Below are 12,782 nucleotides of genomic sequence, written 5' to 3' on the forward strand. Positions count from 1 at the left end.
GCCGGACGGCCGGCCGCCCGTTATCGATGCTAGGCTGCGTCCGCCTTGACCGGTTCACCCTTGACGCGGACTTCCGATATCGCCGTACGGACAACGCGGACCTTGACGCCTTCGGCAATCTCGACTTCGAGTTCCTTGTCGTCGACGACCTTGACGACCTTGCCGACAATGCCGCCGCCCGTGACGATCTGGTCGCCGCGACGGATATTCTTCAGCACGTCGTCACGCTTGCGCGCCTGGGCGCGCTGTGGCCGGATAAGGAGAAAATACCAGACGACCATCAGCGGAACGAAGAGGAAAACCATTTCCATGCCGGAACCGCCAAACACGCCCATGGCGGTGTCGGTGGCGCTCTGGGCGTATGCGTTGGTGACAAACATCGGGAACTCCTCAAAATCCAGGCGGGAAACAACCCGTACACCGCGCGAGATATCATTGTGATCGTGGCAAATGCAACAAAAACAGCCGATAACCGTACCGTTTTCTCAGCCTCTTAACCTTTCGGCCGGGGAAAGGCCATGCTACCCGGCAGCGAAATAAACTTTTGCCGCTGCGTCCCATAACCCATCCGGAGTAAACATGGTGACCGAAGATCAAAACGCACTGATCCTTGCCGAACTCCGCCGTCTGGCATCGGCGGTCGAAAGGCTGGCCGGCCCGCCACCGGCCGTCAATGACTGGGATGTTGCAGACTGCTTCGTCTGGAGCCCTGCCCGCGAGCACCTGCAGCCAGTGCCGCGTCCGAACCGCGTGGCAATCGGTCTCATCCGGGGTGTCGATCATGTTCGCGACATCCTGCAGGAAAACACGCTGCGTTTCGCCGAGGGCTTTGCTGCCAACAACGTGCTGCTCTGGGGCGCGCGCGGCATGGGCAAATCCTCGCTCGTAAAAGCCGTGCACGCCGACATTATCCGCTCGACCGGCGTCGCATTGAAACTGGTTGAGGTCCACCGGGAGGATATCTCGACGCTGCCCCTGCTGCTCGACATCGTCAAGGCCGCGCCTCTGCGTGTCATCGTCTACTGCGACGACCTCTCCTTCGATCACGACGACACCGCCTATAAATCGCTGAAAGCAGCGCTCGACGGCGGTGTCGAGGGCCGACCCGACAATGTCCTCTTCTACGCCACGTCCAACCGGCGCCACCTCTTGCCGCGCAGCATGATGGAAAACGAGCAGTCGACGGCGATCAATCCGTCAGAGGCCGTCGAGGAGAAAGTCTCGCTCTCCGATCGTTTCGGTCTTTGGCTCGGCTTCCACAAATGCAGCCAGGACGACTACCTGTTGATGATCGATGGTTACGCCGAGCATTTCAACCTCGCGCTTGACCGAGAAGAAATGCACCGGGAGGCACTGGCTTGGTCCACGACCCGGGGAGCACGCTCTGGACGCGTTGCCTGGCAATACATCCAGGATCTCGCCGGCCGACAGCGGATCGACCTGCCGCGCGACTGATATCGCCCGACCCGTTCAAGGACGCGCTGAGATGTGCGAGCGTTCAGCCTGAACGTTCCCACAATACTTTCCACGCAAAGTATAGGAATAAAACATCATTTCCAATTGGAACTTGCTAATTAAGATTTACTTTATGATGCCGCGATATGTTCGGGCCGAGGAAAATGAGTGACCTCTGAGAAGGCTATGACAGCCACCGCCTGGGAGATGTCATGCCTTTTTTTCGAAGCAAAGCTGGCCACGAAGCGATATTCCTCGGTGTCTTCGGCACCCTCATCTGGGCGTTGGGCACCGAATTCCAGGCATTCGAGGCGGTTTCCGACTTTGTCATCCGCAATGACCAATACCAGCTCGACGACCTGGCGCTGGCGGTCACCGTCACCGGGTTCGTCAGCCTGATCTATTCCATCCGCCGCATCCGCGATCTCAGCCGTGAAGTTGGGCGCCGCGAGATTGCCGAGCGGGGAGTAAAGTGGATGTCCGGTCACGACGAGACGACAGCGCTCCCCAATCGCCGGTCTCTCGAAGAACGCATTAGCTGCCCTCCCCATAGCGGGGAGGAGAAGCTTGGCGTCTTCGCCGTCCAGCTCGACGGCTTTAAAAAGATCAAGGACCTGTTCGACCACAAGACGGCAGACGACGTTCTGCGGGTGATGGCGGAGCGCCTGAAGGCAATCTTCCCGCCTGACGATATCTTCAGGACCGGTGGACGGGACTTCGTTGCATTCATCGCCGGAGAAGACCACGCCGAGATCGCCGAGCGGGTAGCGGCTGTGATGACGAGACCGTTAGCCGTCAAGGGACAGGCAGTCGAAATCGGTGTGGCAATCGGCCACGCGCTCCTTCCCGACGATGGAACTGACGTGGCAAGCGTCGTGCGCTGCGCCGAAGTGGCCATGGAAGCCGCAAAGAACGACCCGGCACGAAAAATCCGGGCTTTCGAACCGACGATGCGCGAGCGGTGGCAGGAAAGCTCCGAGCTCGAGAAGCAGCTTCGTCAAGCGGTGAGAAAAAATACGATAAAGCCCTATTACCAGCCGATCGTCGACCTCCATACGGGCAGGATCAACGGCTTCGAAGCGCTCGCCCGCTGGGAACAGGAACCGGGCAAGTTCGTGCCGCCCACCGTGTTCATCGACCTTGCCGAACGCACCGGGCTGATCGGCGAGCTGACGGTCAAGCTCTTCAGGGTTGCCTGCGCCGATGCAGCCACCTGGCCGAACGGCGTCATCCTCTCTTTCAACCTGTCGCCGACCCAGCTGCACGACGGGCTGCTGGCGATCCGCATCCTGACGATACTTTCCGAAGCCGGACTCCCTCCCTCGCGCCTCGAGATCGAGATTACCGAATCGGCGCTCATCCAGGATCTGGTCGCCGCCGAGCGCATCATCGCGGATCTCAAGAATGCCGGCATACGAATTGCGCTCGACGACTTCGGTACGGGCTATTCGAGCCTTGGCCAGCTGTCGCGATTTAGCTTCGATAAGATCAAGATAGATCGCATGTTCGTCTCGGAAGCCGCCGACGGCAAGAAGAACGAGAAGATCCTGAGAACGATCATCGGCCTCGGCAAGGGGCTGGATATCCTGACGACGGCGGAAGGCATCGAGACCGAAGAGCAACTTCAGGCACTGACCCGGATGGGATGCAATCTCGGCCAGGGCTACCTGTTTGGCAAAGCCGTCCCCGCCGCCGAAGCATCCCGCCTCCTCGAACTCGATTGCAAACTGGTGGAAACCTCGGAGATGATGGTCGCCTGAGGCGGGCCTGTCGGCCCAACGCGGTCATGCCGCTGATCTGTCGCAATGGCACGGGGTGTGGCATATTGGATGGATCATCTGCATAACCAAGGAAGAGCCGTGCCAGTAGACATTAGACTTGCCGAACCCGCTGATGTTCCGGCGCTGTTTTATGTTCGGACTTCCGTGCGGGAAAACCACATATCCCGAGAGCGTCTTACAGAAATGGGTATTACGGACGCTTCGATCTCTGCAATGATTTCCGCCTCGCCGTGCGCTTGGGTCGCCGTCCTCGACGGTGAAATGTTGGCTTCTCAATGATCGCTATCACTGACGCCTCACTTTTTGCAGCATTCGTTCTTCCTTCGCATCAGGGAAAGGGGTTGGGCACCAGGCTCGTGCTTGAGGCGGAAAGCGAGCTGTTCCGACATCATTCCGAGATCTGGCTTGAAACTGACAAAGACAGCCGCGCTGCGGATTTCTACAAACGTCTCGGCTGGAGCAACGAGCGGCAGGCAAAAGGTAGCGAAATCCGACTTACAAAAACACGCCCTGGATAACTGCCTCAAACATGCCAGTCTTCCCATCGCGCTGAAGTCATCGATATCGAGGGAGGCCGAATATTCGAGGTCTCATTGCAACACTCGCTTGCACTGAGGCTACGGGTCGCAATTGCCACGCAGCGTTGCCACGCAGACGCGCCGTCCAAACGACAAAAAGCCCGGCATGACCGGGCTTTTTGCATAACTCCTCGAGACGCACTATCTATTCAAGGAAGGTCATTGGGTTAACCGGCGAAGCATTCTTGCGGACCTCGAAGTGCATCTGCGGCTGCTTGGCATTGCCGCTCATGCCGGAAGTTGCGAGTGTCTGGCCGCGCTGCACTTTCTGTCCACGGGTCACGCTCAGCGTGTCGGCATGGCCGTATACGGTAACCGTGCCGTCGTCGTGGCGTACCAGAACCGTGTTGCCGAGCGCCTTCAGGCCATTGCCTGCGTAGATAACGACGCCGTTCTCGGCGGCCTTGATCGGCGTGCCCGATGGCACAGAGATGTCGATACCGTCGTTGCGGCTGCCTTCGACATTGGCACCGTAGGCTGCGATGACCGCGCCGCGCACCGGCCAGCGATACTTGCCGATGCCCGTCGATTCCGGTGCGGCGGAGCCGGCATCCGTTTTCTGGGCGTCATTGACGGACTGCGTCGGCAGCGATGCGACCTTGGTCGGCTCCTCGGCAGCGACGGGTGCCGTTGCCTTGACCGGCGCCTTTTCCGGCGCGATCGAAGCCGTCTTCAGATCGTCGGCAGCAGGCGTTGCGCCACCGTGGGGCAGTTTTAGCGTCTGGCCGACCTGGATGCCGTTCTTGCCGATGCCGTTGGCCGCCTTCAGCGCGTCGATATGCGTTCCGGTTGCCTTGGCGATCTTGGTGAGCGAATCGCCCGGCTTGACCACGTAGCTGCCTGGCGTCGGACCCTTGCCTGCGCCGGCCGAAAGCTTGCCGGAGCCGTTTTCGGCGCTCATCTGCTGTTTGTCGCGGGCCGTATTGCCGTTCGGAAGAACAGCGGCGTCCTGTTCGGGCGCCTTTGACGGGATCGGCTGCTTGCCGCCCTTGTCGAGATCTGCGGCCTGCGACGATGCCTTAACGACATTGGCGCCGCCGTTCATGGTCGGAATAATGATGGAGCGGCCCGGCTGGGCGGACGCGGAGTTCTGCAGGCCGTTGACGCGCAGGATTTCCTTTTCCGGCACGCCGTAGCGGCTGGCAAGCGTCTTTGTCGTCTCGCCGGGGCGCAGCGTAACGGTTGGCGCGTTATCGCCGGTCCAGGCAGACGGCTTGCCGGGCGTGCTGCCGGTCGCCATGCGATCTGGAGCCTCGCGTGGTGGGGCCAGCGAATGCGGAGCAGACCCGCGGTTCGGCGCGGCATCGGGATAAGGCTGCGCAAGAGCCTGCTGCTCTTCGCGCGGCGGCCGTGTCGACAGGTGGTCGGATGTCGCGATCCCGGCAGGTGCGGCCAGCTGCGAACGCTGGACAGAAGGAGCGGCCGCGCTCCGGGCGTTGGAATAAGCCGGCTTGTAGGTCTGCGGCTGCGACGGATAGGGCTGGTTCATGGCAGCATTGCCATTGCCGTAATCCGATCGACCGGAAGCCACGTTTGCGGGCGGGACAGGATCGCGGTCGAGACCGCTCAGCTGCCGGCGCGGGATGGACCCCGTCGTCATGGTGTCGGAGCTCGAACCGGAGCTTGCGAACATCCCCGAGAAACGAGAGGCATCCGAACTGCAGCCTGTCGCGGCGCTCGCGAGAAATGCTGCAATCAGGACCTTGCCTGTCGTTGTGCTGATATGTAACGGAAAGCTGAAACGCATGACTCGACCCACTTAAGACGCAACCCATTTCTGAGTTCCATTAAAGCGCGTTAATCTTACCATGCGGTTAAGGCGCTGGAGTCATGTGGATTTTTTTGAGAAATTGCTAACCATAGTCCACAGCCCAGTGACTGCGGCGTGCCGAAGCGCTTCAATCCCGCAAGCCTCAGAGATAGGCAGCAAGCTTGGGGATGATCGGCAGGTAGGGAACTTCGAACAGTTCCTCGCGCTCGAACCGGCTGCCTGTCTTGGTCAGGCGCACCATGCGGCATACGGTATCCGTTATCATTACAGGCGTGATCATCGAGCCGCCGGATACCAGCTGGTCGGCATAGAAGCGCGGCATGGTGGGGAAGGCCCCGGTCACCAAGATGCGGTCGAACGTGCCCTCGCCCGGCATGCCGGCGCTGCCGTCCGCCTGGCGCACGATGACGTTGCGCATCGCCAGCGTCTCGATGCGCTTCTGGGCTGCAACCGTCAGTGTCTTGTAGCGATCGACCGTCAGGACCCGTTCACCGAGCCGGCCCATGACGGCGGCTGTGAACCCGGTGCCGGTGCCGACTTCGAGTACGCGGTGGCCCGGCCGGACCTTCAGATGGTGGAGAAGCCTGATGACGAGATCGATGCCTTCCATGAAGGATCCGCATTCGATCGGGATAGTCCGGCTGGAATAGGCGTCGGAGACAGCCTGCGGCGGCACGAACAGCGAGCGCGGCGTCTGCTCCACGGCCGTCAGGAGGTCTATGTCGGAAATGCCTTCGGCACGCAGCCGCAGCACGACGGCCGCAAAACCTTCCCTCTCAAGAAGTCGAGCTGTCAAACCGCTACTCCGTGACCAACCGCCCGCGATGTGCCGGACTGAGGGACATAATTGGCGTGATCGGGTTTCAAAGAAGTTACCGGCAGCTGTTTTTGCTGTGAGGCGCGCATCTCGCCACGCTCACCCGACAGGACACAGGCGGCGACGCCCGCAGCCACTGGCAGCGAGGTCGCGAAGGTGTGGTCAGTCTTCGTCGATGACACTGGCGCTGTCCTGCTATGCTGCCCGCTCGATAGTCTTCAACCCAGCCATATAGGGCACCAGAACCTCAGGCACAGTCACGGAGCCGTCCTCGTTGAGATAATTCTCGAGCACTGCGATCAGGCAGCGGCCAACGGCCGTGCCGGAGCCATTCAGCGTATGCACGAAGGTGGTGGCCTTGTCGTCCTTGCCACGGTAGCGGGCATTCATCCGCCGGCCCTGGAAGTCTCCGCAGACGGAGCACGAAGAGATTTCGCGATAGGCATCCTGGCCGGGGAGCCAGACCTCGATGTCATAGGTCTTGCGGGCGCCGAACCCCATGTCGCCGGTGCACAGCATCATCGTGCGGAAATGCAGCCCGAGACGTTTTAGCACTTCTTCGGCGCAGGCGGTCATCCGCTCGTGCTCGGCAACGGCGCTGTCGGCGTCGGTGATGGATACCAGCTCGCACTTCCAGAACTGGTGCTGGCGCAGCATGCCGCGCGTGTCACGTCCGGCAGAACCTGCTTCCGAACGGAAGGAGGGCGTCAGCGCGGTAAAACGCAAAGGCAGCTTGTCCTGCTCGAGGATATCGCCCGAAACCATGTTGGTGAGCGGCACCTCGGCAGTCGGGATCAGCCAGCGGCCATCGGTCGTGCGGAACAGGTCCTCGGTGAATTTCGGCAGCTGTCCGGTTCCATACATCGCCTCGTCGCGCACCATCAGCGGAGCGCTGACTTCGGTATAGCCATGCTCGGCCGTATGAAGGTCGAGCATGAACTGGCCGAGCGCCCGCTCGAGCCGCGCCAGCGGTCCCGTCAGCACGGTAAAGCGCGAACCGGAAATCTTGGCGGCCCGCTCGAAATCCATGTAGCCGAGCGCTTCGCCGATCTCGAAGTGCTCCTTCGGCGGATGGTTCCACCGCGGCTTTTCACCGACCACGCGGGCAACGACATTGTCGTGCTCGTCCTTGCCGACCGGTACGTCGTCGAAGGGAATGTTCGGCAGGCGCGACAGGGCATCCGTCAGGGCCGCCGTCAACTCGCGCTCCTCGGCCTCGGCGGCCGGCATGGCGACCTTGATCTCGGCCACTTCCGCCTTCAGCGTCTCGGCGAGCGCACTGTTCTTCTGGGCCATGGCGGCGCCGATATCCTTGGACGCGGTATTGCGGCGGGACTGCATGTCCTGCAGCGCCTGGACGACGGAGCGGCGCTTTTCGTCCAGTGCGATGATGCTTTGCGCCTGCGGCTCGGCGCTGCGCTTGGCAAGCGCGGCATCGAGGGCTTCGGCATTGTCACGGATCCATCTGATATCGAGCATCGTCGTTCCCGGTCGCTTCGTGAAAACAGCTCCGGCCGGGGCCTGACCAAGCCTCCGGCCGGAGTTAAAAGGCGATACCGCAAGGAATGCGGCGTTAAAAAATCAATCTTCGTCGCGCGGTACGACGGCCGAAGAGGACGCGGTCTCTTCTTCACCCTGTCGCTTGCGGCTGCGCTCCACCATGCGTGCAGCGTAGATCGAAATCTCGTAGAGAAGGATGGTTGGAACGGCAAGGCCGATCTGCGACATCGGGTCCGGCGGCGTCAGTATGGCAGCAGCGATAAAGGCAAGCACGATCGCGAACTTGCGCTTCTCCGCAAGCCATGTCGAGGTTAGCAATCCGACCCGGGCAAGCAGCGTGGTGATGACCGGCAACTGGAAGACCAGGCCAAAAGAAAACACCAGCGTCATGATCAGGCTGAGATATTCCGACACCTTCGGCATCAGCGAGATGGCGATTTCACCATCGGCCGGCGACTGCTGCATCTTCAGGAAGAACCACATCACCATCGGGCAGAAGAAGAAATACACCAGCGCCGCGCCCATCAGGAACAGCACCGGCGAGGCGATCAGGAATGGCAGGAAAGCATTGCGCTCGTTCTTGTAGAGACCGGGCGCGACGAATTTGTAGATCTGTGCCGCGATGATCGGGAAAGCGATGACCAAGGCGCCGAACATAGCCACCTTGACCTGCGTGAAGAAGAATTCCTGCGGCGCCGTGTAGATCAGCTGCGACTTGGCCACATCGAGATGGGCCCAGATCACGGCCCATTTGTAGGGGTAGACGAGATAGTTGAACAGCTGCTTGGCGAAGGCGAAGCACACCATGAAGGCGACGAAGAACGCGGCGATGGACCACATCAGCCGCGTCCGCAATTCCATGAGATGTTCGATAAGCGGCTGCGGCTTATCGCCGATATCACTGGTCATGCATCGTCTTCCTTGGTGGCAGGCGTGTTCGAGGTCCCATCCGCCTGCTGTGGAGCAGCGTTATCGACAGCAGGCTTCGGCGCGGCTGGCTTGCGCGCCCGCTTCGGCTTGTCGGCAGCGGGCAGCCCGACCTGGGCTGGCTCCACGACGGAAGACCCTTCCATATCAGCAGCCTGCGCCATTGCGCCGGTCCGGCGAGCGGGGCTCGAGGGGGAAAGAACTTCCTTGACGACGGGCACTGACGCGACGACAGGAGCCGAGGCCTGCACGTCGAGCGCTTCGGCCCGCACGCGCGGCTTGCGCGCGACCTTCGGCGCCGGGATCGCTTCGACCATCGTCTCGGGGGTCGGCACCTCGGTGGCGATCAGCTCCGGCTTGGCGCGCGGTTTGCGCACCGCCTTGGGCTTCACGGCTGCCCCGGATGCCACCGCAGCTGCCTCTGCGATCACGGCAGGTGCTGGAGCCACGACCGGGGCTTCGGCAACAACCGGAGTGGTGGGCGCCGGCGCAACGCCATCGGCGTTCGGCAGCATCTGCGGGTCTGCTGGGCGTTCGACTGCGGTCGAACGCTGCAGGTCGGCCTTGATGTCGTTGCCCATCTGCCGCAACGGGTTCATTGCCTCGCGCAGGCTGTGCGCCGGATTGAGTTTCTGGGCATCGGCAATCGTCTGGCGGACATCGTCGAGGTCAGCCTCTCGCAGGGCATCGTCGAACTGCGCCCTGAAATCACCGGCCACCTTGCGAAAACGCGTCATCATCTTGCCGAAAGTTCGCAGCATGGGCGGCAAGTCTTTCGGGCCAACGACAACGATCAAAACAACCGCTATGACGAGCAGTTCGCTCCAACCTATATCGAACATCAAAGGCTCCTGGGCGGGCAAGGCACGAGAAGGCCGCCATGCACCCCATCCTGGTTATTTCGTTTCGTCGGCCTTGTGATCGACGGTGCGGCCCATTTCGGGGCGGATGGGATCGCCACGGGGTTGATCGCGCGGCGCAGCCGTTTCGTCCTCGTCGGTCATGCCCTTCTTGAAACTCTTGATGCCCTTGGCAACGTCGCCCATCAGTTCCGGGATCTTGCCGCGGCCGAACAACAACAGCACGATGGCCAGAACGATCAGCCAGTGCCACATACTAAAAGAACCCATGACGATACCCCTTGTGTTATGTCCCTTGGATGTAAGCGGTTTGCCGAGCTTTTTCAAACACCAAAATCGCCCGGTCGCTAAGACTTGATACCACCATCCATCGCTGCCCGCTTTCGCCATCCATAGTCATCTCATCCTGTGGCGGAACAAAGACGGGTTGTCGAAGCAATCGTGGCCGCAACCGGCGTCAATCCGGCGCACCCGTCGGCGCCAGCAATCCCAGTTCCTCGAGGTCGAGCTGGGTGATCGGATCCTCGTCCTCGGTAAGCTCGTCGCTCATCACAGGCGAGGGCATGGCGAAATTGGCGGGGATACGCCCGGTGAGAAGCCCTGCTCCCTTGAGCTCTTCGATCCCCGGCAGGTCGCGCAGCTCTTCCAGCCCGAAATGATCGAGAAAATCGCGTGTCGTGCCCAGTGTTACCGGCCTTCCCGGTGTGCGCCGGCGTCCCCGGAAGCGGACCCAGCCCGCCTCCATCAGCACGTCCAGCGTTCCCTTCGATGTCTGCACGCCGCGGATATCCTCGATCTCGGCCCGCGTCACCGGCTGGTGGTAGGCAACGATCGACAGCACCTCAAGCGCGGCGCGCGACAATTTGCGGACCTCGTGCTCGTCGCGCCGAATTACGAAGGACAGGTCGGCAGCCGTCCGGAATGCCCAGGCATCGTCGACCTGGACGAGATTGACGCCCCGCCCCGCGTAATTTTCGCGCAGCCGCAGCAGCATGGCGCGGACGTCGATGCCGGCGGCAATCCGGTCGCGGATATAGGCTTCGGAGACCGGCATCGCCGAGGCGAAGATGAGTGCCTCGGTAATCCGCTCGGCCTCTGTCAGCCGCGCTGCATCAGCTGCTGCGCCCTCGCCCGTCATCTCACCCTCTGCCTGCCCCTCCGACACGGCCACTCCTATTCCGCAGCGTCGAGAATGGCGTGCTTCGGGCCACGACGCATGTAGAGCGGCTGGAAGGCGCCTTCCTGACGGATCTCCATCTTGCCCTCGCGCACAAGCTCCAGCGACGCCGCAAAAGCGCTGGCGATGGCGGTCACGCGCTCGCTCGGGCTTGTCATGTAGCGCAGCAGGTAATGCTCGAGCGCCGTCCATTCAGGCACGTCGCCGATCATCCGTGTCAGGATGGCGCGCGCCTCGACGAGCGACCACACGGTCCGCCGCTCGATCGTCACCTGGGTGATCGCCTGACGCTGGCGCAGGCCTGCATAGGCATTGAGAAGATCGTAGAGGCTGGCGTCGAAGGCCGACTGCCGCTGGTCCGGAATGTGCTCCGGCGCCCCCCGGGCGAACACATCGCGGCCGAGCCGGTTGCGGTTGACGAGGCTGGCGGCGGCATCCCGCATCGCTTCGAGCCGCTTCAGCCGGAAGGCCAGCGCCTCGGCCATTTCCTCGCCGCTCGGTCCGTCATCCTTGTTCTGCTGCGGAATGAGCAGCTTCGATTTGAGAAAGGCAAGCCACGCCGCCATGACAAGGTAGTCGGCGGCAAGCTCGATGCGGACCCGGCGCGCGGTTTCGACGAAGACCAGATATTGTTCGGCCAGCGCCAGCACCGATATCCGCGCCAGATCGACTTTCTGGTTGCGGGCAAGATGCAGCAACAGGTCGAGCGGCCCTTCGAACCCGGCGATGTCTATTACCAGTGCCGGCTCCTGCGGATCGCGATCGACGGCAGGTTCTTGCCACAGCCGATCCATCGGCGTTGCCGCCGCTTTGGTCATATCCGTGGCCTTGCCGTTATCCAATCTCGCCCCTCGCAGATCGCTCTTGTCAGGCGATCGACAGCATCCCGTCGAACTCGGCGCGAATGGCCGCCTCGTCGGCACCATCGCCCTGCCCGAACGCAGCCTCTACAGCCTTGGTCCGCGCAAGAGCCTCGCCCGAAAGCGCAGGCACTGCGCGCACCACCTGCTTCATTTCGTCCATAATGCCATTGCAATGCAACACGATATCGCAGCCGCCGCCAATGATATTCCGAGCCCGCTCGCCAATCGTGCCAGCCAGCGCATTCATAGAGGTATCGTCGGAGATCAGAAGTCCCCTGAAGCCGATGAAGTCGCGAATGACCTCGTCGATGACGATCTTCGATGTCGTTGCAGGGTTGTCGGGATCGATGGCGGTGAAGACGACGTGACAGGTCATGGCCATCAACTCGTCCTTCAGCGCGACGAACGGAGGGAAATCATGCGCTTCGAGGTCTGCCCGGGACACGGATACCTCAGGCAATTCATGATGCGAATCCGCAAAGCCCCGGCCATGGCCCGGCATATGCTTCATGACAGGCAGCACGCCGCCGGCCTTCAGGCCCTCCGATGCGGCGCGGCCCATCTCGGTCACGGTTACCGGGTCGCCGCCATAGGCGCGGTTGCCGATGACATTGCTGCTGCCCTCGACGGGAACGTCGAGCACCGGCAGGCAATCGATGTTGATGCCGAATTTCAGGAGATCGAAGGCGTGCAGTCGTGACATCAGCCAGGCGGCGCGCAGGCCCGCATCGCGGTCGCGGCGGTAGATATCTCCGAGCGCCTGGCCTGACGGATAGTGCTGCAGGATCGGCGGACGGATACGCTGCACCCGTCCGCCCTCCTGGTCGATCATGACGGGCACATCGGCACCGACGCTGTCGCGAAGGGCAGCCACGAGGTCGGCGATCTGCGCCGGCTCGCCAATGTTGCGGCCAAACAGGATGAAACCCCACGGCCGCTCGCCGGCATAAAAGGCGCGCTCTTCGGGAGTGATGGACAGGCCGCTACAGCCCAGGATCATTGCTTTCGATTCGGTCATGCCAGAATCATAAGGGTGGCAGGGCTCGATGACGA

The 12,782-nt window shown here is 61.8% G+C and carries 12 protein-coding genes and 1 pseudogene; 3 read left to right on the forward strand and 10 right to left on the reverse strand.

The features are described from left to right. Positions 1-29 precede the first annotated feature (29 nt). Positions 30-380: a preprotein translocase subunit YajC gene (gene yajC / locus PR017_RS08245; RefSeq protein WP_111221757.1), complete on the reverse strand. Its 351-nt coding sequence runs from the start codon at positions 378-380 to the stop codon at positions 30-32. Between the two features lie 199 nt (positions 381-579). Here yajC and PR017_RS08250 point away from each other — a divergent pair, with 199 nt between their 5' ends. From PR017_RS08250 to PR017_RS08260, 3 genes are all read left to right on the forward strand, one after another. After that, the gene (locus PR017_RS08250) at positions 580-1,455 is read left to right on the forward strand and encodes an ATP-binding protein (protein ID WP_425070022.1); all 876 of its coding nucleotides are present in this window, start codon (positions 580-582) and stop codon (positions 1,453-1,455) included. A gap of 212 nt (positions 1,456-1,667) precedes the next feature. Then, a complete protein-coding gene (locus tag PR017_RS08255) occupies positions 1,668-3,215 on the forward strand; it encodes a putative bifunctional diguanylate cyclase/phosphodiesterase (RefSeq protein WP_111221756.1) in 1,548 nt (515 codons plus the stop codon). A gap of 296 nt (positions 3,216-3,511) precedes the next feature. Beyond that, a complete protein-coding gene (locus tag PR017_RS08260) occupies positions 3,512-3,754 on the forward strand; it encodes a GNAT family N-acetyltransferase (protein ID WP_206423215.1) in 243 nt (80 codons plus the stop codon). A gap of 205 nt (positions 3,755-3,959) precedes the next feature. Here PR017_RS08260 and PR017_RS08265 read toward each other — a convergent pair whose 3' ends face one another. The 9 genes and pseudogenes from PR017_RS08265 to nagZ all read right to left on the reverse strand — a co-directional run bounded on the left by PR017_RS08265 (position 3,960) and on the right by nagZ (position 12,747). After that, positions 3,960-5,561 (reverse strand): LysM peptidoglycan-binding domain-containing M23 family metallopeptidase, encoded by a 1,602-nt coding sequence (locus PR017_RS08265; RefSeq protein ID WP_111221755.1) that lies wholly within the window; start codon positions 5,559-5,561, stop codon positions 3,960-3,962. A 166-nt stretch (positions 5,562-5,727) separates the two neighbouring features. After that, positions 5,728-6,381, reverse strand: coding sequence for a protein-L-isoaspartate(D-aspartate) O-methyltransferase (locus PR017_RS08270; RefSeq protein WP_111221754.1), 654 nt, complete (start codon positions 6,379-6,381; stop codon positions 5,728-5,730). 216 nt (positions 6,382-6,597) lie between these two features. After that, complete coding sequence (serS, locus tag PR017_RS08275) at positions 6,598-7,881, reverse strand: serine--tRNA ligase (RefSeq protein WP_111221753.1); 1,284 nt, start codon at positions 7,879-7,881, stop codon at positions 6,598-6,600. A 102-nt stretch (positions 7,882-7,983) separates the two neighbouring features. Further along, positions 7,984-8,811, reverse strand: a complete 828-nt coding sequence (gene tatC, locus PR017_RS08280; RefSeq protein WP_111221752.1) for a twin-arginine translocase subunit TatC — start codon at positions 8,809-8,811, stop codon at positions 7,984-7,986. A gap of 275 nt (positions 8,812-9,086) precedes the next feature. Continuing rightward, positions 9,087-9,671: pseudogene (tatB, locus tag PR017_RS08285) on the reverse strand (Sec-independent protein translocase protein TatB); the annotation flags it as partial. Positions 9,672-9,725: 54 nt separating this feature from the next. Beyond that, complete coding sequence (locus tag PR017_RS08290) at positions 9,726-9,959, reverse strand: twin-arginine translocase TatA/TatE family subunit (RefSeq protein WP_111221750.1); 234 nt, start codon at positions 9,957-9,959, stop codon at positions 9,726-9,728. A 187-nt stretch (positions 9,960-10,146) separates the two neighbouring features. After that, positions 10,147-10,827 carry an SMC-Scp complex subunit ScpB gene (gene scpB, locus PR017_RS08295; RefSeq protein ID WP_111221976.1) on the reverse strand — a complete coding sequence of 227 codons (681 nt, stop codon included), beginning with the start codon at positions 10,825-10,827 and terminating at the stop codon, positions 10,147-10,149. Between the two features lie 35 nt (positions 10,828-10,862). Then, the gene (locus PR017_RS08300) at positions 10,863-11,684 is read right to left on the reverse strand and encodes a segregation and condensation protein A (RefSeq protein ID WP_425070023.1); all 822 of its coding nucleotides are present in this window, start codon (positions 11,682-11,684) and stop codon (positions 10,863-10,865) included. A 49-nt stretch (positions 11,685-11,733) separates the two neighbouring features. Further along, positions 11,734-12,747, reverse strand: coding sequence for a beta-N-acetylhexosaminidase (gene nagZ, locus PR017_RS08305; protein WP_111221748.1), 1,014 nt, complete (start codon positions 12,745-12,747; stop codon positions 11,734-11,736). Positions 12,748-12,782: the final 35 nt, after the last annotated feature.

It is taken from the genome of Rhizobium tumorigenes (genome assembly GCF_003240565.2).
GTDB classification, from domain to species: Bacteria; Pseudomonadota; Alphaproteobacteria; order Rhizobiales; family Rhizobiaceae; genus Rhizobium; species Rhizobium tumorigenes.

Bases quoted from the DNA above. Each gene is read 5' to 3' on its own strand.
- yajC (WP_111221757.1), bottom strand. From the start codon at position 380: ATGTTTGTCACCAACGCATACGCCCAGAGCGCCACCGACACCGCCATG.
- PR017_RS08250 (WP_425070022.1), top strand. From the start codon at position 580: ATGGTGACCGAAGATCAAAACGCACTGATCCTTGCCGAACTCCGCCGT.
- PR017_RS08255 (WP_111221756.1), top strand. From the start codon at position 1,668: ATGCCTTTTTTTCGAAGCAAAGCTGGCCACGAAGCGATATTCCTCGGT.
- PR017_RS08260 (WP_206423215.1), top strand. From the start codon at position 3,512: ATGATCGCTATCACTGACGCCTCACTTTTTGCAGCATTCGTTCTTCCT.
- PR017_RS08265 (WP_111221755.1), bottom strand. From the start codon at position 5,561: ATGCGTTTCAGCTTTCCGTTACATATCAGCACAACGACAGGCAAGGTC.
- serS (WP_111221753.1), bottom strand. From the start codon at position 7,881: ATGCTCGATATCAGATGGATCCGTGACAATGCCGAAGCCCTCGATGCC.
- tatC (WP_111221752.1), bottom strand. From the start codon at position 8,811: ATGACCAGTGATATCGGCGATAAGCCGCAGCCGCTTATCGAACATCTC.
- PR017_RS08290 (WP_111221750.1), bottom strand. From the start codon at position 9,959: ATGGGTTCTTTTAGTATGTGGCACTGGCTGATCGTTCTGGCCATCGTG.
- scpB (WP_111221976.1), bottom strand. From the start codon at position 10,827: ATGACGGGCGAGGGCGCAGCAGCTGATGCAGCGCGGCTGACAGAGGCC.
- PR017_RS08300 (WP_425070023.1), bottom strand. From the start codon at position 11,684: ATGACCAAAGCGGCGGCAACGCCGATGGATCGGCTGTGGCAAGAACCT.
- nagZ (WP_111221748.1), bottom strand. From the start codon at position 12,747: ATGACCGAATCGAAAGCAATGATCCTGGGCTGTAGCGGCCTGTCCATC.